Source organism: Fibrobacter sp. UWCM, from assembly GCF_900129735.1.
GTDB lineage: Bacteria > Fibrobacterota > Fibrobacteria > Fibrobacterales > Fibrobacteraceae > Fibrobacter.
Map to the genome: position 1 here is coordinate 1 of NZ_FQWR01000006.1, position 17,074 is coordinate 17,074.

The following is a 17,074-nucleotide window of genomic DNA, read 5'->3' on the forward strand; positions in this document are numbered from 1 at the left end:
TCTCTTCCTGTGGTATTCCTTGACCGCGTCGATGACGATTGCCGTGTTGCTTGTAGGCTCGATGTTTGCCGCCCGCACTTCCCTGATTTCGTCGAAGAGCGGCGTCATTTCGGGCGGAAGTTTAACTCCGATAGTTTCAGCCATTGTTCTTTCCTTGGTTTCTCTATTTCAAAGAATTGGTTTTTGATACAAAGAATATAGTATTTGAAATGAAGAAAGTCAAGAACTTTTTTCTCTTTTTTAAAGAAAAATCATCGCTAAATTGGAGAATTGGTTATTTTTAACGATATGGACGATTTAGAAAACAAATTTTTACAGAAAGTAAACCTGGATTTACTCCAAAAAGAGACCGGAATGGACTTGAAAGAACTTGCAAGCCTAGCCGGAATCGGTCCGAAAGTTATCTACAAGTGGCAATACATGCACAAGGACAGCAGCAGGCCTGATTACAATGCCGTTGTCAGACTGCTTGAAAAGGGCGCCACCGTGGAGACGCTGTTCGGCGTGGAATACAAGGGTCGCTCCGTCCCTGCCGAGGGGTCCGAGAACCCGGATCTCCAGGCGGGCGTGGTGAAGGTCCTTTCGGACATGAATTTCCGCGGGATTATCCGGGAAGAGGTCGAGCAGGCCATAGCCGACATGAAGGCGAAGGGCAAGCTCTAGCCCTGGAATCCGCCGGACTGCCGGGTCGTTTATGCAAGTTTATGCAACCGCATTACAACCGCATTTCGGTTGCTCTGCGGTGGTAATGCAAAACGATGCTCATATCATATCACCTCATTTCATTCCACTTCATATCATTTCATTTCATTCCATACCATATCATTGAGTCAATAACCATTTATCTCCCTTTAACCATCATCGTATTTATGTAAATATCCCTCTACTCAACTCTACGCGAGCCCGCGCGAGAGCCGAGGGGCTTATGGACGGAATTTTGGACCAGGAACTTGACATTTCACCCATTATGGACGATATATTTTACGTACGGACTGGTCTGCACGCACGAAATATTGTTAGATTTATACACGGACAAGCACTCAACCACGAACGGAGACAAACTGCTGTTGACTCAATTCCTAAAGTATTTTTTAGAAACTTTTAGAAAAGGATATGAAAAAATGGCTGATTTTGAAAAAAGAATTGTTTTGGCATCTGGTTTTGGAAATCTCGAGCCCGACGTCGAATCGCTGTTGGATGATGATTTTGTGAGCTCTTTGAGAAAGGAGCCTTTTCAAGGTGTTGAAGACTGTTTTTTGCATTCCGGGAGAATTATCGCCGATAAGGCTAGGGAACTGGTAAATGGATAAAAGTGAAAATATCGTAAATACATCGACGGATTTACAAAAGAAAGACACCCCAAATCCGGAAGTATTCAATAGAGAATCCCCAGAAAGTAAAGAAAAAGGGAAACACAAAATAGCGGCCGTGTCTGCTTATCAAGGCCCCATTCCTACTCCTGAAATGTTCATCGGCTACAAAGACGTAGCGCCTGATATGCCGGACAGGATTATGAAAATGGCAGAGCACGAGGACGAGCGTCAGACGGAAATCGTCAAAATAGAAGGAAGGAAAGTTGACGGAATCCTGGCCATCCAGAAAAGAGGCCAGCTGTTCACTCTCGTAATCATTGTTTTGTTAATCGCTGTCGCTGTGTTTTTTGTCGTTATCGACAAGAATTCCGCGGCGTTGATTGCTGGCATTGTCAGTGTCATTTATGCGCTGAAGGGCTTGTTTATCGGAAAGCCCCCTTCAAAGGCAAAGGATCCGGACGAACAGGAAAAATAGTTCCCGGCATTCTCCGTTCCGTTTTATGCCACTCTATGCCGCTCTGTTCCAGGGGCGGCTTTTTTTGCACATTTCCGCGATACGGGAGCGGACCCGTATCTACGGGAGAGACCCTTCTCATTGCAGGAGGGCTTTTTTTTGCGCGCTTGCACGGATGTCGTGACAACGCGCGCCATTACACGACAACGCACGACAACAAAATGACGTAGTTTGCCGCAGGGCATGTGCACGGGCCGTTTTTGATGGTAAACTTGTACCATGACCACTGCGAAAAAAGACAACAACGCCACCGCTAAGGTGAAGAAGGGCGAGGAACTGCTCGCCGTACTCAAGGAACTGCTGGCCGACGGGGCGAAAATCCTCGAGTCGGTCTCGGCTTTAAACGAACGGCTCGATGCGTTCGAGGAGAAACTCAACAGGGCTCTCCCGCCGAATCCGGGGCGTTTCACGAGGATATAGCCATGGCCCGCCTGGTACTCAACGGCGCCCTCAACAGGGCCGCAGGCGCCGCGGCAGGTACGGGTCCCGTGGCGGCTGCTACAGGGCCTAGGTACGCGTTCATCGCGCACCCCGCGTGCTGCGCTCGGTGCTCCGAGATGGATTCTAGACGCACGGGGCGCCTCTACACCATCGGCGACACCTGGAGGATTTCCCACATCAACTGCCTCTGCTCCACGGTGGAGGTACCTGCCGGTGTCGGGCTCGACCCGAAGAGCGTCATCGGCTTCGCCATGAACCCGGTCGGCGGCATCCTCCGTCGCGGATTCAACTTCGGCCAGAGCCTCGCCCCCGTGAAGCTCACGGCGAACAACTGGGAGAAGACGCTGGGAAAGGCCGCACGCATGGCGGAGCCCACGACGGCAGGCCGCCGCAAGGTTCTCGCCCGCGCCAAGATCACGGCGCAGAGGAAGGGCGCGTACAGGAAGGCGTTCAACAAGGCCGGGGACTCCTGGAACGACGTATTGGCACCGCAGCCCAAACCGAAGAAGGCGAGGCAGCCTGCGGGTGCCGTACGCGTCAGGAAGGCCCGCGCCGAGTCTCCAGTGTTCACGCCTACCGGAAGGGTCTCGAAGTCCTCGAAGGTGGACGTGAAGGCCCTGAAGAGGAAGGCCGCGAACGTGAAGGCCAGGCGCAACGCTTCCAGGGATACGAAGTCGCTGGCACGTCTTTTCGGTGCCACGATAAGGTAAAGATTTCAACACATTGACAGGCGAATCACAGGCGTATGGCTGGCAAGGGTGCAGATAGGGCCACCATGGCCCGCATAGGCAAGAAGACGCGGCTCAAGAAGAACGACCCGCGGTCTAAGGCCATATCCAGAAAGGGTGTCGCCGTACGCAAGGCACAGGCGGAGCTCCGTTCTTCCGACGCCATACTCGAGGCCGACAGGAACGGGACGCTCGCGAACCTATTCAGCAAGATGGTGGAAGCGGCCAACGGCCTGTTCGAGCAGGGCAAGTACGACAGCTTCCTGAAGCATGGCGCCGGCATACTCGAGATGGTAAACGGCAAGCAGATCAACATCAAGGCCGACGCAAACGTGAAGAGGGACATCATCATCAACTTCCGGAGGGCTACGCCGGAAGATGCCAAGTAGCGGACAGGTTCAGTGGCGATGGTACGACCCCGAATGGGAACCGGAGGAGAACGACAGCCCGGAGTATTTCGGTGTCGACGCCCCGATGTCCGGATTCCAGCTCGAATTCCTTGAACGCAACAACGACCCGCTGCTCATCCTGCAGACGGGAGTCGGCGCGGGAAAGACCCGTGTCGCGGCATGGTCCATCGTGCTCAAGATGCTCGACGGGTGGCGAGTCCTCGCCATCGCGCAGAACTCGAAGGCGCTCAAGAATGTCCTTTACCGTGACATAATCAAGATACTGATGACGGTCTTGCCGGACTACAGGCCGGACAGGTACTACAACAAGACCGACGGACACATAGGCATGCCGCCGGAATTCGGCGACGCGTGCTGCGACGGCGGTACCGACGAGAACCCGTCCGGCATCCTCGGGTACACGGAATACGACGGCGTGGTCTTCGACGAGGCCAGCCGAATCTGCCTCGAGATGCGCAACAATGCGGAAGACCGTAACCGCGGCAAGGGCATCGTCCCCTGGACTCGCTACCTTTCCTCCCCCAACATGGAACAGCCCGAGATGTGGTTCGCCGACGAGTGCCAGAAGCACCCGGACTGCGTCATACACGCGACAAGCCTGGACAACGAGTTCACGACCGAGGAATACAAGGCGCGACTGAAGGAACGCTACGTGGAGGGCTCCGACCTGTACAACCAGCAGGTACTCGGGCTCATCGTCGAGGGTGACGGCACCGACGCCGTCTTCCTCCGAGCCGTGCTCCAGAATTCCATGTGTATCCCGTTCAGCGACCGTTTCGCGGCCACGATGTACTGCGCGATAGGGGTAGACTGCGCACGATTCGGCGACGACAACACCGTCATCTGCATAAGGTTCGGCTACTGGTGCGGCGACGCGCTGAAGGTGCTGCACGGCCGCGACTCCTACGAGATTTCCGACGCTATCGACGATTTCTACGTACTGGCGAGGGAGAGGCGGGTAACTGTGAGACGCGAAAACATCGACATGGCCTATGGTTCGGGCGTGGTGGACGTGCGCCGCAGAAAGGGCCACAAGAACGTGAACGAGGTCGGGTTCGGCGACGGTCCAGCCGACAAGGAGCACTACCTGAACGTGCGTGCCGAGCTCTATTTCCGTGGGAAGGCATGGTTCAACGGCGGGGGAATCATCCGTGACGAGAAGCTCGCCGAGGAACTGCGGGCCCAGCGCTACCAGATCGTGAAGGAGGACAAGTTCAAGCTCGTGGACAAGGAAATCATCAAGGATTTCCTGGGACGCTCCCCGGACCGTTCGGACGCGTTCGCGCTCACGTTCTACGGCGGTGGCCCGAAGGCCGACCTGGTGAACGTGTCCGTCGACGAAATCGTGTCAGAACGGACAGGAAACCGGGGAAACGCTCCCCGCAAGCACGTTGGGAAGAAATTTGCAACACGGTAGAGTAAACTAGAGAGGAAAGACTATGGAACAGATGCCGACAATCAACGGAAGGGTCGACGAGACCTGGCTGGACGGTGTTCTCAGGGAGAACGCCATACGGTCCGCAAACCACGCGGAACTTACGCCTGAGTTCGGCGCGGTATGCATCCGTTTTACCGACGCGGTAATGTGCGACGAGAACTTCGGCTTCAAGAACTTCGACAAGATTACGAAGGCCGAAGTATGCAGCATCGTGTACCTGCATGTCTGTAACCAGGCTTCCAGGTACATGCCGTCGCAGTGCACGAAACCGAGCAACTGGATCTACACGCTCGTCAAGAACAAGATGATACAGGCGGTGAACGAGGTATTAAAAAGCGACCAGGTGTCGGAGGCCGTCGCCATCGTTGTAGGGCGCGACACGCTCACGAGGATGGACGGCATCGACAGGAACGCACCGGCGAACAGGGTACTTTCGGAAAAAATTGACGCCCTGCAGGATTTCCGGCTGAACCGGAATGTGAAGGAAAACCTATTCACGCAGGCGTGGCGAGAAAGCTGGTTCCGTCGCGACGGAAGGACTGTCCTCCAGAGGGCGCGCCGCCACAACAGGCTACAAGCGCTAAAGGTCGCCGAACAGGTGCATTTCTCGGAGTCGGAAAGGGACGAAATTTCAAAAATGATACAGGAGCGTAGAAATGGACGAAACTGAAGAACTTGAGGCAGTGGAAGCTGCAGTCGCCGAGATGAGCGATGACGAGCTCCAGGAATACAACGACGACCTCGTCGCCGAGGTGAAGGAATTCATCGAGCGTAATTCCGAGCGCAATTCCGACCAGGTGAAGCGCATCAAGGCCGACCGCGAGTTCGCAGCCGGCCAGCAGTGGGACAAGACGGACCGCACGAACCGCGGCGAGAACCGCATCGAGGAGGAAATCCCCGTTATCGAGAATCCCATCTCGGCGGTGGTGAACCCCATCTCCGCGAAGCCGTTCCGCTCTTCTGCCGAGCCGAAGCCGGAATACAAGGGCCTGTACGGCGAGGCCATCGCGACCCTTAACGAGAAGCTGTCGGACATCCAGGACACTTTCGAGATGCAGGAGGCCCACGACTCGGCCACGTACGACGAGGTGTGCGCCGGGCTCGGTTTCTGCTACGCGACGACCGAGGAAAACGAGGACGGCGAGGTGGTGGTTGGATACCACGCCATCGACGACGTGACGAAGGTCGTGTGGGATGCCGACGCCAAGTCCACGACCATGGCGGACGCGAAGGCTGCGGTCGTCATCGAGCTCATCAAGGAATCCGAGGCCGAGGAACGCTTCGGCACCGACATCTGGGGCGGGAAGCAGCCGCAGAAGACCACGCTCGTGGACCTTGGAGACGATTTCGCCATTCCGGAAGGACTCGTGCCGCTCCTCACCTACTTCCGCGTCGAAGGACACAACTGCGAGTTCCACCGCCTGATAGGAGAGCAGGTAGTCGAATCCGACCTCCTGGAAGGCGTCTCCCGCGTCCCGATTATCGCCTTTATCGGCGAGAAGAAGTGGTTCGGAGACGAGCACGGATTTGCCGGGCTCGTGCACAGGCTCCGCCCTATGCAGCGCCGTGCAAACTACGCCAACAGCCAGATGATGGAACGACTGGACCTCGTGCCGAAAGTCGGCTTCATGGGCCCTGCCGAGGCCATCGACGACTACGAGGACGAATGGGCCGAGGCGAACTATTCCACGGACGCCTACCTGCACTACCGCACGCACGACAAGGAAGGCCGTGAACTCAAGGAGCCGAAGCCGATACAGATGACAGCCCAGGTCGAGGACGTGCAGAATGTCATCAATTCCTCCATCCAGCTGATGCAGTTCGCTTCGGGCATTTCCCCTACCGGAATCGTTGACCAGACCATCCACGACCAGGTGACGGCCACCGAGTTCATGATCCGTACCGAATCGAGCCAGTCCAACGTATCGCACTACCTGAAGCACACGCGGGAATCCGTCAAGGCTTCCGGAAAGGTGCTCGCACAGATGATCATCATGGTGTACGGTCTCGACATTCCCGAAGGGGCCTACGAGATCAAGGTGGACGGCGGCTGCATCGAGCTCACCGAGATGGAAAGGGAGCGCAAGTTCCTCCTCGCCGTGATGCAGTTCGTACCGGAGGAAATGAAGGGCGTACTCGCCATAGGCCTGATGAATACCCTCGAATTCAAGCAGGCTCCCATACTCGCGCAGATGATGGTGAAGCTCCTGCCCCCCGCAGTGCAGGAAGCGTTCCTCGGCGGCGACCCAAAGGCGGCCCTCGCGGCGGCACAGCAGCAGCTTGTACAGGTTCAGCAACAGAACCAGCAGCTGTTGCAGCAGGTGCAGCAGCTCACCATCGAGTCCCAGCAGCTCCAGTTGCGTTCAAAGAGCGACCTCGCCATCAAGCAGATCGACGCCCAGACACAGCTGCAGAAGCAGAAGATGGCGAACGACAATGCCATTCTCCTCAAGCAGATGGAACTCCAGGCGAATGCCCAGAAGGAGCAGTTCAACGCCCAGGCGGATGCTGCCGCGCAGGACAAGGAAATCGTGGCGAAGGCGCAGGCCGACGCTGCGAAGGCCGAGCAGGACCTGAACGCCGAAGTGGCGAAGGCCACGGTGAACGCGAAGCTCGATATCGAGAAGAAACAGGCCGAGAAGGCCGCGGAAGCGTTGACGGCACCCGCCGTGGTTGCGCCACCGGACACTCCCGTGATGTAATTCCCCGACAAGGAAAACTGCCGATCCGTCCCCGTAAGGAGGGGGCGGATTTTTTTCGTAAAAAATCCGGTTTTTGCAACACCTTCCAATACACTACCCATTGAGGGCGATTTTGCCCGTATGACGTGGCGACGGTGAACGCGAAGGAACACATGAGCGAAGAAAACATCTTTGGAAACACTGCGGAAAAGTCCGGCGCAGGCAAAACCCCGGATTTCACGGTAACAACCGATGGTCCGAACGGGCCGGAGGACAAGGCCGCCAACGTGGACGGCTCAGGCAACGACAAGCCGAGACAGACAGGTCACGAAGACAGGGACCCCGAATACACCAGGTCCTTCAAGGAACGCGTGGACAGAATCCGCCGTAACGAGAAGGCGAGATTCGAGGCAGAACTGAGGAAACGTGACGAGGCCTGGGAGAAACGGTTCAAGGAATTCGAGGCCCGCTTCGGCGGAGACAAGCCCAAGTCCCTGAAGCGCGAAGATTTCAAGACGGACGAGGAATTCGCGGCTGCGAAGCGCGATGCCGCCATCGACGAAATCATGAAGCGCATGGAAGAACGCGCCAACGCGAAGGCAAAACAGGACGACGAAGCAAAAGCCGGCCAGGCCGAAGCGGAAGAAGTCCAGCGCAAGTTCGCGAAGAAGTTCCAGGAAAGCATGCAGCGCACGCTCTCCCAGGAACAGCAGCGGGCGGTAATCTCGGTCGTGAACGACGAGGACAGCGCCATCAACACGTTCCTCCAGACCAATGAAGGCTCCACGTTGCAGAAATGGCTCTTCGAAGACTGCGACATCCCCGCGGACGTAATCCTCTACCTGGAAAGCAACGCGGAAAAGATGGAACGGCTCGGGTCGCTCTCGCCAAGAAAGCAGATGGAACAGCTCGACATACTCGAGCGCTACCTCGCCAAGGCAGGAGCGGCTGCCCGCAAGAAGGGCCAGGACGGAAATCCCGGGAACCCCGACGGCAACCCCGACGACACGGACGGCAGAAAGCCTCCTGTCATCGGACAGTTCGGAGGCTCCAGCCGCGCGATTACCGAATTCTCGAAACTCTCCGACCAGGAAAGGGTATCGAGACTCATCAAGGCGATGCGCAGCCGATAAGAAGACTTTAACAAAGGACCAAGACAATGGCTAACAAACTTACCGTACAGTCCCTGAACGACAAGTTCACCGCTGCCGTGCTCGACAGCTCCAACTTCATCAAGGAATCTAAGAACTACGCGAAGGACCTCTTCAAGAAGGGTTCCCGCTCCGGCACCCGCGCCACGCTCTATTTCGACGGCATGGGCGAAACCGCCGTCAACGATGACGTCGAGAGCGAAAACGCCATGAGCGTCGCCAACATGAACGGCGACGTCAAGCAATACGGCGTGCCGCTCGTGGTCGGCAACGCCAAGGGCAAGGTCAGCTGGACCGTTGTCGAGGAACGCTTCAAGATGGGTACCGTCGATGAAGACCTCGTGAAGCCGACCGCCAACTCCATGGCCGAAAAACTCGTGCGCCAGGTCATCGACAACTCGTACCTGCGCTCCACCGGCGTGGTCGTTGCAGCAAAGGACGAAGCCACCGGTAACTCCGGCAATTTCCTCGCGCTCGCATCCGCACTCGCATCCCTGCGCAAGATGCGCACCGGCATGACCCTCGTGGGCCATCTCGATTCCGACACGATGGGCTACCTTTCCTCCCTGCCCGTCACCGCGGGCGTGGGTCACTTCGACGCCACCTCCGAAAAGCTCAAGGAACTCTATGGCGATGCCGCCATCGGCACGTTCCACCGTTGCCCCTTTATCGACGAACCGTTCATGTCGGTCGTCGAGACCGGTGACGATCCCGGTGCAAACTGCGCGGTCGCCGAAGACCTGGAACAGGATGCCATCCCCGATGCGTCCGACACCTGCACCCTTGTCATCGACGGAATCGCCGAAGGCGTCGATGTCATCAAGAAGGGTTCCGCATTCACCATCGAAGGCGTCAACCGCTGCACCGGTGCAGGCACCCCGCTCGTCAACTCCCCGTACGCGTTCGTCGTGCAGGAAGATGCCGAAGTCGCCGATGGCGAAGCCGAACTCAAGATTCTGCCGGTGTACTTTACTGGCGCTGGCTACATTCCGACCGTGTCCGTGGCCAAGATTGCCGAGGATGCGGCCATCACGTGGCTCACCGGAGCCGAAAAGAAGTACGCAGTCGGCATCGTCCGCGCACGCGAGGCCCTCAACTGGACCCCGATCGAAATGCTGGACATCAAGGGTTGCGAAAACGGCTCGACCACCGTGCCTACGATGTCGTTCCACACCGCATTCGACGGCGACTTCAACGAAGCCTCCAACGACGGACGTCTCGACACCCTCTTCTGCGGCAAGATTGTCGACCCGCGTCTCGTGCGCACCGTGTACTGGGAACTCTAGTAACGGATTTGTCTCTTCGCAGACGTTCCGGGCTGGTTGGCTTTGGCCAGCCGGCCCTTTTATTTAAGGAGACGAAATGTCAAAATCAATCCGCAAGATTGTCGGCGAGGCCTACCAGTTCATCGGGCTCGCACCGAACGGAATCCTACATGACGGCCAGGTGAGCGAGGGCGTGAACTTCGCAAACGAGGTCATCCGCAAGTACAACGAGTCCAGCCTCTTCCCGTTCACATTCGCTACAATGGACGCAGTCGTCAAGGGCGGGAAACTGACGATAACGAAGGATGCCGAGGAAGGGTGCGTCCAGGGCGACGTACCTGTCGGTATGGCCGCAGCCTACTGGAAGCATTCCGACACGGATATGGTCGAGCTCCGCGAACTGTCCTACCCCGACATCTTCCGAATGCGGAATCCGTCCACGTCTCCGGAATGGTTTTCGCTCGTCGTCGAGGACGACAACCGGGCCACGCTGCACTTTGACGCGCTTGGCACGTTCCGCGCGTTCCTGGTGTACCCGAAGAAGCTGTCGCGTCTCGAAATCGACGACATGTTCGTCGCTCCGGAAATATACGAGCAGGTCGTAAAGTACGGTGTGGTAGTCCGAGCGGCCACCAAGGCGACATTCGAGGAGACGGTAATCGCCGATTACAAGAACCTCCTCGACGACGCCGTTCGCGCAATCACGGACAGCAACGCGAGCAAACGCCCCGTAAAGCGGAAACTCCGCAGGCCTTACGACCGCCACGCCGAATTCAAGAACCCGAGAGTCTGGAGGTAAACGATGCCTTCTGTAATACCAGTACCCGGATTTCTCGGCGGGTCCTCGAAATCCGACGTCATGATGGATTCGCCCGAGGAACTGCTCAACATGTTCGTAGAGAAGAAGGAAGTCGCGGAACCACGTGGATATACGCAGAAAGTATTGCGTTCTGTCGAAGGAGAAAGGGCCGTACTCACATTTCCCTTTGAAACGCGTATCGGCTGCAGAGGGCTATTCACGGCCTCCGACGGCACAATGTTCGCGGCATTCGACGCATCGATCTACAGAATCACTCGAAATGACAACGGCATTCTCGAGAAGACCCTGATTTCCGCGGTAACCAGCAGGCCGTCCCAGGTCGTCTTCGCTGAAACCGGCGGAATCGACTCGCATGTCGTATGGGTCGACGGCAACTCGTTTCTGTACGCCTACTCGCTCAAGAACAGAGAGTACAGGCAGTTCAAGACGCCGCTTCGCGTGTACAAGTCGGCGGACAGCACCGACATCGGCGAGGAATACTCGACGCCGACTCATGTCGTGTGCATCGCGGGCGTCATCTGCATCAACGACAGCGAGAACGACACCTGGTACTACACCGACCCGTACGTGCTCGGCGGAACAGGCGACGAACGCGAGATTTACAAGCTCGTAAACGGCCAGGTACAGTACGAGAACGACGGCGTGACCGTTCAGACCGAAACGGTCAACATCGCAGCCGAAGCCGACAACGGCGTCAGCTACCTGTGGCTCGACCGATACAGCCTCCCGAAATTCCAGACGGCGGAATACGTGGCCGACCGCATCACGGCCATGGTGCTCTGCAACGACCGAATCTACTGCTTCGGCACGAAGTCGCTGCAGGTCTACACCCCGACAATGACCGAGGACGCCTACGGGAACTCCTACTCCGTGTTCAGTTCCACGGGTAACAATACCCGCGACAACGGCGCGGAAATCGGCGCAACGGTGGCCACACTAGGCGGGAAAGTGTTCTGGCTCGGTTCCAACACCATCGGCGACCACTCCGTATGGGTCTCCGACGGCGGCGCCCCGATCAGGGTGTCGTCAAACAACATCGAGCGCGAATTACGCAGTTTCGGCAACATCTCGGATGCTTACGGTTTCGCCTATGCCTACAACGGACACCAGTTCTACGTGCTGACCGTGCCGGGCGCAGACAGGACCTTCTGTTACGACGTGACGACGCAGGAATGGTTCGACCGCTCGACCCGCGACCCCGTTACGGGCAGGGACCGCTACTGGGCCCCGAGCTTCGCCACGGCGGCTTACGGCGAGATTTTTCTCGGTAGCTATTCTGCGGAATTCCTCATGCAGGTAGACCCCGACAAGTTCACCGACTTCCGTGACAACCCGATAATCAAGCGGCGCACTTCCCCCGTGTTCGTGAAGGACTTCGCACCGTTCAGGCTGGACGCCTTCTGGATGGAATGGAACACCGGCACGACCACGCAGAGCAACCCTGTCGAGAACGGCAACTACGTGTCGGCATTCAATCCTGTGGCCATGCTCGAATGCTCCAACGACGGCGGCAATACCTGGGGTATGGAACGCTGGGCGCACGGAGGCAAGATAGGCCAGTATTTCTGGCGGACGGAATGGCGAGGCGGGTTCCCCTGCGGAGGCTACCAGCTGCCCAGGATGTACGTGCTGAGGCTCACCATCAGCGACCCCGTGAAAGTGGTCATCACGGCCGCGAAGATGCAGATTACGCAGACGAGGAGACCCTGATGCTCACCAGGATAAACCCGAAGAAGGTTTTCGACGATACCGGGAAGGCCGTGACAGAAATCCAGTCCGCCATCGAGGGCGACTGGGGCAGGGAATCGCAGAAGGGGCTCCGCGTGGCGTACCTGGGCAAGTGCACGCTCATGTCTGGCCTTTTCGGAGCCGACGCCACGGCCGTGGAAGTCCCCACCATGCAGGAACGCTACCCGGCGTATTTCCTCGACACTAACGGAAACTCCCGAATGGCCGTCGTGGAACCGGGAAGCAGGTTCGTGAAGAAGCCGGAAGGAATTTCTGGCGGATTCGCGTTTTTTGCAATGGTCTAGGGTAAACTACAAGAGAAACTAAAAAAAGAGGTAAGAAATGGCTGGTGAAGCAATGAGCGGGGCCGCGACCGGGGCCGGGACGGGATTCCTTTTCGGCGGGCCTATCGGTGCCGCTATCGGAGGCGGTGCCGGGCTGCTGCTCGGTGGACTTTTCGGAAACAGCGCCCAGAACAAGCAGTCCGAGGCCATCAACAAGGCGCTCGGCACGCTTGACGATGCAAAAGGCTACATCGAGGGAGCGAAGGCGCAGAACGCGGCCCTTGCGGAGCAGGGGCTCGACCTTGCCGGTTCCCTGTGGGACCCGAACGGCACGCTCGTCGACAACTACAACAAGGCTCTTTCCGGAATGGAGGACCTCCAGGGTTACAACGCCGACAACCTGTTCAGCTACGACAAGACGATCCAGGATTTCTACGACCCTGCATTCCAGCTTTCTGTCGACATGGCCAACGACGCCATCAACAACTCCCAGGCGTTCGGCGGCAACATGTTCTCGAGCGACACTGCGAACAAGCTGGCCGCCAAGAACAACGTGCTCGCGACGCAGATGTACGACGACGCACGCGACGCCATGACTGCGGACAAGGGCCTGGAACAGTCCATCTGGGCGGGCAACGAGTCGGCGAAGCAGGCGGCAGCGAATTCCGCGGCCGACATTGCAGGCATGCGACTCAACGCCTACGGCACCGGAATGAGCAACCTCTCGGAAGCACAGCAGGGCTACCTCGGCCAGCTGATGGGCATCAACAGCGACTACGCGGGCGACATGACGGACTACCTCGGCGCAAAGGCCGGAATGCAGGCACAGGACCCCGGCGAGAACGAGTGGTGGGACATCTTCGACCTTTTCTAAGGAGTAAGTATGGCAAGGACATTCAATGCAGGCATCTGGGGCAATATCGGCGACGCGGTGGCGCGCGACAACATGCTCCGCAGGGAAAGCAACAGGGAAGCCATGGGAGGTCTCCTCGACATGGCCAAGTTCATCGAGAAGGCGAACGCGAACCGCAAGCTGCGCGAGGACTGGCAGAAGTATTTCGACGACAGGAAGGCGGCAGCGGATGCTGCGCTCGCGGAAGAAGCCGCGGCAGCCCGCAGCGATGCCCAGGAGGATCTCGACGCGGAAGAAAACCTCCAACTGCTCGAGGACTTGTATAAAGAAGACAGCAATGTCTTCGGCCTCGAGCAGCCCGAGGATGACATCGACGGCTCCATCTGGGACGGGCCGTTATCGACGGACAACCCCGTGAACAACGTGGTCCGCTTCGGTTTCGACCCCGTGACCGCAGCCGCGGACGCTGAATTCATGCAGGCGTTCGACCCGAATACTGCAACGCCTGAGGATATACGACGCGCACAGGCCATCGTCGGCACAGATGTGGATGGCAAATGGGGCAAGAAATCCCGCGCCGCCTACAACAAGTACATGGGGGTATAACATGGCCGGAATCAACGATCTTATCGACGAATACCTCGGCGTGGCAATTTCCCCCGAGGAAATGCGCGACCTCGCACTCATGCAGGTCAAGGACGCCTCCGTTCAGGACGACGCGGTGCAGAAGGCCGTGGCAAATGCCCAGGGCGTGGAAACACGCAACCGCTCCGCGCTCGAGGAATACCTCCGCATGGCCGACGAACAGGCCGCTGCCGAATCCCAGAGGGCGCTCGAGATGGCCCAGCAGCGCCTGAACGCCATCGACAACAACATGGCGCTCATCAGCACCACCATCGGCGTAGGCAAGGAAGGCAAGCAGAAACTCAAGAGCCTCGAGGCGGAGCGCCAGGCCATCCTGGAGGCATTCCCGCAACTCGGCAAGGCTCAGGAAGGCTCAGTCTCTATGGTGGACGACAACACCTTCGACATCGCGAAGATGCTCGAAAGCAAGGACTACTCCCCGGAAACCATCGCGAAGCTCTTCGAGACGAACGACCGCGATATTTGGGACCAGGCCCTCCGAACTGGCGACCTCGACCTTTACCAGGCGATGCTCGACAGCAAGCTCGGGGCGCTCCCGGAAGGCATGGCCGAAAAGATGCGCTACACCGTCGCAGGCATGCCCGAGACATCGAAGGCTCTGAAACTGAACGACAAGTACGCCCGCCTTCGCGGCATCCTCGGCGAGACGCAGGGCGACCTGAAGAAAAAGGACCGCGACGAAAAGGCCGCGGCGGACAAGGCAAAGAAGAACAAGGAAATAAGCGACGCTACTGCAGTGGGCAAGGCTCTGATAGCAAAGGATGCTACCGGGAACGAGTGGTACTCGCTGACCCAGGCCGAACGGGATAACCTGGTGAAACATATCGATGACTTGCCCGCAGACATCCGCTCGGAAGTGATGATATATGTCAACGCACTGAGGTGATCATGGCAGAAAAAAAGAACGAACTCTTCGAGAATGCGTGGAACCTTTATTCTAGGCCTGTACTTAGGAAAGCCATGCAGGAAAAGCTTCCCTATGTGGCGAAACTCTTTTCCAGTGGCAACAGGGCGCAGGCAGAGCAGGAGTTCAACGCCGCTCTGTTTTCGTCCACATACGGGACAAACCCATTCAAGAACGAGCTCGCATGGGCTGCGGCGGGAACAATTCCTATAAAAAAGGATGTCGTGAATGCCGTAGATGAGAAAGGTGTTTTAAACGACATAACCTCTGGAAAAAATATCTCAATGGATAAAGCCGCAAAGGAATTTTTTGTGGCAAATCCGGAATCAGCCAACGATGCGGAGAATTTTTACGCAAAGGTCGAATCGTTCAAGAAGCAGGGATACACCGACGACGAGTCGAAGATGTACGCCATGCCTGTAGACACGTTCAAGGGATTGAGTAAGGCCATTGACTCTAAGGCGCAGTACAGGTGGGCAGGCAAGGACAACAAGGTACATTCCGTAATCGAAGATTTTCATGACCGTCGTACAACCCCGAAGGAAGACGAAATCGTGACCGGCGACCTGGTAGAAAAACAGGACGCCGACAAGCTGATGCTTGCGAAGATGTTCGGCGGAAATACCAGCGAAGTAGTCGGAGACAACACGAACCTGAATACCCTAGAAGGATATGCCAAGGATTTAGGCTTTGTCGATTCCGATGCGCTTATAGAGTACCTTGCTAAAAGTTACGACCGTAGCAAACGCCTTAAAGAGCAAGAAGACGATGGACTTGCCACATGGGCAGCAAAAGGTTTATTTCTTGACAACGTAAGCAAAAAATGGGACGAAGGAATACCAGCAAGCACTGGCGACGTTTTGCATGATGCCGCGCTTGTCGGTCTTGAAATCACTCCACAGGGGAAAGCGGTTGGTTTAATCGGTCGTGGTGCAAAGGCAGTGCTTCCTAAAACGAAGACGTTGACTTTTCTTGAAAAAACAGCAACAAATCCAACTATAGGGTTTCTTGCGCGAAAAGCCGCTCTACCGACCGAGGCAGCTTTTATTGACGCTTCGTTCAGTGGTAAAGACGATGGCGTAGACCTTGGCGATATAGGGTCGCAGACTTTCGCAAACATGATGTTTGATGCAGCAGCCAATGGAACTATCCGCAGATTAGATCACTCTCTAAGGGGAATCCCGTCAATAGGGACTGGTTCGTTCCTGCTGTCAAACAAGAGCATCGCCAAGGATCTTGAAAAAAGAGCTTATGAAATGGCTCTCGAAAACGAGGCTGCGCAGGCGGCTCATAATTTGATGCTCAGAGTCAATCCTGATTTTAGGGCAAAACCGTCAATAATGTACGGAAAACTTTCAGGATACAAAAATTTCAATAAAAACTTTAATCTTGGTGGAGAATCTTTCAACCGCGTATTCAACGATGCCTGGAATAGCGCAAAACATGCTGGAGCAACAGTTGTCCCTACAGGAACGCCTTCGCTTAAGACAGCTTTAAAGTCCCTTGATTCATACAAAAAAACAGACGACTTCAAAAAGGCTGTCGAGGCTGCCGCATGGGAGAAGGCCGGGTACAAAGAAGGCAACCTCCTGAACGCATTCAGGGACGATCCGTACTCGTTCAATATAGGGCTTGAAAATGCCGATGCAGCAAAACAAGCTACCTTGATGCGGTTATACAACGATTACGCAAGAAAAAAGGAAGGAATGGATAAAGCAAAAGGATTCATGAAGTATGAAGCCGGTCCGTTCCTTCGCAATTACCTGGAGAACCTGTTCAGCGTGAAGAGAATCTATGGTCAAGGGCTGAACTACATGAAAAATGGAGCAGGTTTCAAGAAAGACGACGAAAAGTAAAAATACAAAACCCCGCTTTTGCGGGGTTTGCTGTTATCTGTCA

The 17,074-nt window shown here is 56.5% G+C and carries 18 protein-coding genes; all 18 read left to right on the plus strand.

Translation table 11 applies throughout. The annotated features are described in order from the left end of the window. Window positions 1–354 precede the first annotated feature (354 nt). Window positions 355–663 carry a hypothetical protein gene (locus BUB22_RS05370; RefSeq protein WP_073114245.1) on the plus strand — a complete coding sequence of 103 codons (309 nt, stop codon included), beginning with the start codon at window positions 355–357 and terminating at the stop codon, window positions 661–663. Window positions 664–1,121: 458 nt separating this feature from the next. Beyond that, complete coding sequence (locus tag BUB22_RS16315; RefSeq protein WP_139258738.1) at window positions 1,122–1,310, plus strand: hypothetical protein; 189 nt, start codon at window positions 1,122–1,124, stop codon at window positions 1,308–1,310. Beyond that, window positions 1,303–1,788 (plus strand): DUF2335 domain-containing protein, encoded by a 486-nt coding sequence (locus tag BUB22_RS05380; RefSeq protein ID WP_073114247.1) that lies wholly within the window; start codon window positions 1,303–1,305, stop codon window positions 1,786–1,788. Before BUB22_RS16315 ends, BUB22_RS05380 begins: the two co-directional genes overlap by 8 nt. Window positions 1,789–2,046: 258 nt before the next feature. Continuing rightward, entirely contained in the window at window positions 2,047–2,247 is a 201-nt protein-coding gene (locus BUB22_RS05385; RefSeq protein WP_073114248.1) for a hypothetical protein, read from the plus strand. Between the two features lie 2 nt (window positions 2,248–2,249). Then, a complete protein-coding gene (locus BUB22_RS05390; RefSeq protein WP_073114249.1) occupies window positions 2,250–2,978 on the plus strand; it encodes a hypothetical protein in 729 nt (242 codons plus the stop codon). A gap of 35 nt (window positions 2,979–3,013) precedes the next feature. Continuing rightward, complete coding sequence (locus tag BUB22_RS05395) at window positions 3,014–3,385, plus strand: hypothetical protein (protein ID WP_073114250.1); 372 nt, start codon at window positions 3,014–3,016, stop codon at window positions 3,383–3,385. Then, window positions 3,375–4,823: a hypothetical protein gene (locus BUB22_RS05400; protein WP_073114251.1), complete on the plus strand. Its 1,449-nt coding sequence runs from the start codon at window positions 3,375–3,377 to the stop codon at window positions 4,821–4,823. The genes BUB22_RS05395 and BUB22_RS05400 overlap by 11 nt, the downstream gene beginning before the upstream one ends. Before the next feature lie 22 nt (window positions 4,824–4,845). After that, window positions 4,846–5,514: a hypothetical protein gene (locus BUB22_RS05405; RefSeq protein WP_073114252.1), complete on the plus strand. Its 669-nt coding sequence runs from the start codon at window positions 4,846–4,848 to the stop codon at window positions 5,512–5,514. Then, window positions 5,501–7,546: a portal protein gene (locus BUB22_RS05410; protein ID WP_073114253.1), complete on the plus strand. Its 2,046-nt coding sequence runs from the start codon at window positions 5,501–5,503 to the stop codon at window positions 7,544–7,546. The genes BUB22_RS05405 and BUB22_RS05410 overlap by 14 nt, the downstream gene beginning before the upstream one ends. 125 nt (window positions 7,547–7,671) lie before the next feature. Then, window positions 7,672–8,658, plus strand: a complete 987-nt coding sequence (locus BUB22_RS05415; protein ID WP_073114254.1) for a hypothetical protein — start codon at window positions 7,672–7,674, stop codon at window positions 8,656–8,658. 26 nt (window positions 8,659–8,684) lie between these two features. Further along, window positions 8,685–9,962 carry a major capsid protein gene (locus BUB22_RS05420; RefSeq protein ID WP_073114255.1) on the plus strand — a complete coding sequence of 426 codons (1,278 nt, stop codon included), beginning with the start codon at window positions 8,685–8,687 and terminating at the stop codon, window positions 9,960–9,962. 76 nt (window positions 9,963–10,038) lie between these two features. Next, window positions 10,039–10,740 (plus strand): hypothetical protein, encoded by a 702-nt coding sequence (locus tag BUB22_RS05425; protein WP_073114256.1) that lies wholly within the window; start codon window positions 10,039–10,041, stop codon window positions 10,738–10,740. Between the two features lie 3 nt (window positions 10,741–10,743). Then, window positions 10,744–12,471, plus strand: a complete 1,728-nt coding sequence (locus BUB22_RS05430; RefSeq protein WP_139258742.1) for a hypothetical protein — start codon at window positions 10,744–10,746, stop codon at window positions 12,469–12,471. After that, a complete protein-coding gene (locus tag BUB22_RS05435; protein WP_073114258.1) occupies window positions 12,471–12,794 on the plus strand; it encodes a hypothetical protein in 324 nt (107 codons plus the stop codon). The genes BUB22_RS05430 and BUB22_RS05435 overlap by 1 nt, the downstream gene beginning before the upstream one ends. 37 nt (window positions 12,795–12,831) lie before the next feature. Beyond that, window positions 12,832–13,647: a glycine zipper domain-containing protein gene (locus BUB22_RS05440; RefSeq protein WP_073114259.1), complete on the plus strand. Its 816-nt coding sequence runs from the start codon at window positions 12,832–12,834 to the stop codon at window positions 13,645–13,647. A gap of 9 nt (window positions 13,648–13,656) precedes the next feature. Next, window positions 13,657–14,232, plus strand: a complete 576-nt coding sequence (locus BUB22_RS05445) for a hypothetical protein (RefSeq protein WP_073114260.1) — start codon at window positions 13,657–13,659, stop codon at window positions 14,230–14,232. A 1-nt stretch (window position 14,233) separates the two neighbouring features. Beyond that, window positions 14,234–15,157, plus strand: coding sequence for a hypothetical protein (locus tag BUB22_RS05450; RefSeq protein WP_073114261.1), 924 nt, complete (start codon window positions 14,234–14,236; stop codon window positions 15,155–15,157). Between the two features lie 2 nt (window positions 15,158–15,159). Then, window positions 15,160–17,031: a hypothetical protein gene (locus BUB22_RS05455; protein ID WP_073114262.1), complete on the plus strand. Its 1,872-nt coding sequence runs from the start codon at window positions 15,160–15,162 to the stop codon at window positions 17,029–17,031. Window positions 17,032–17,074: the final 43 nt, after the last annotated feature.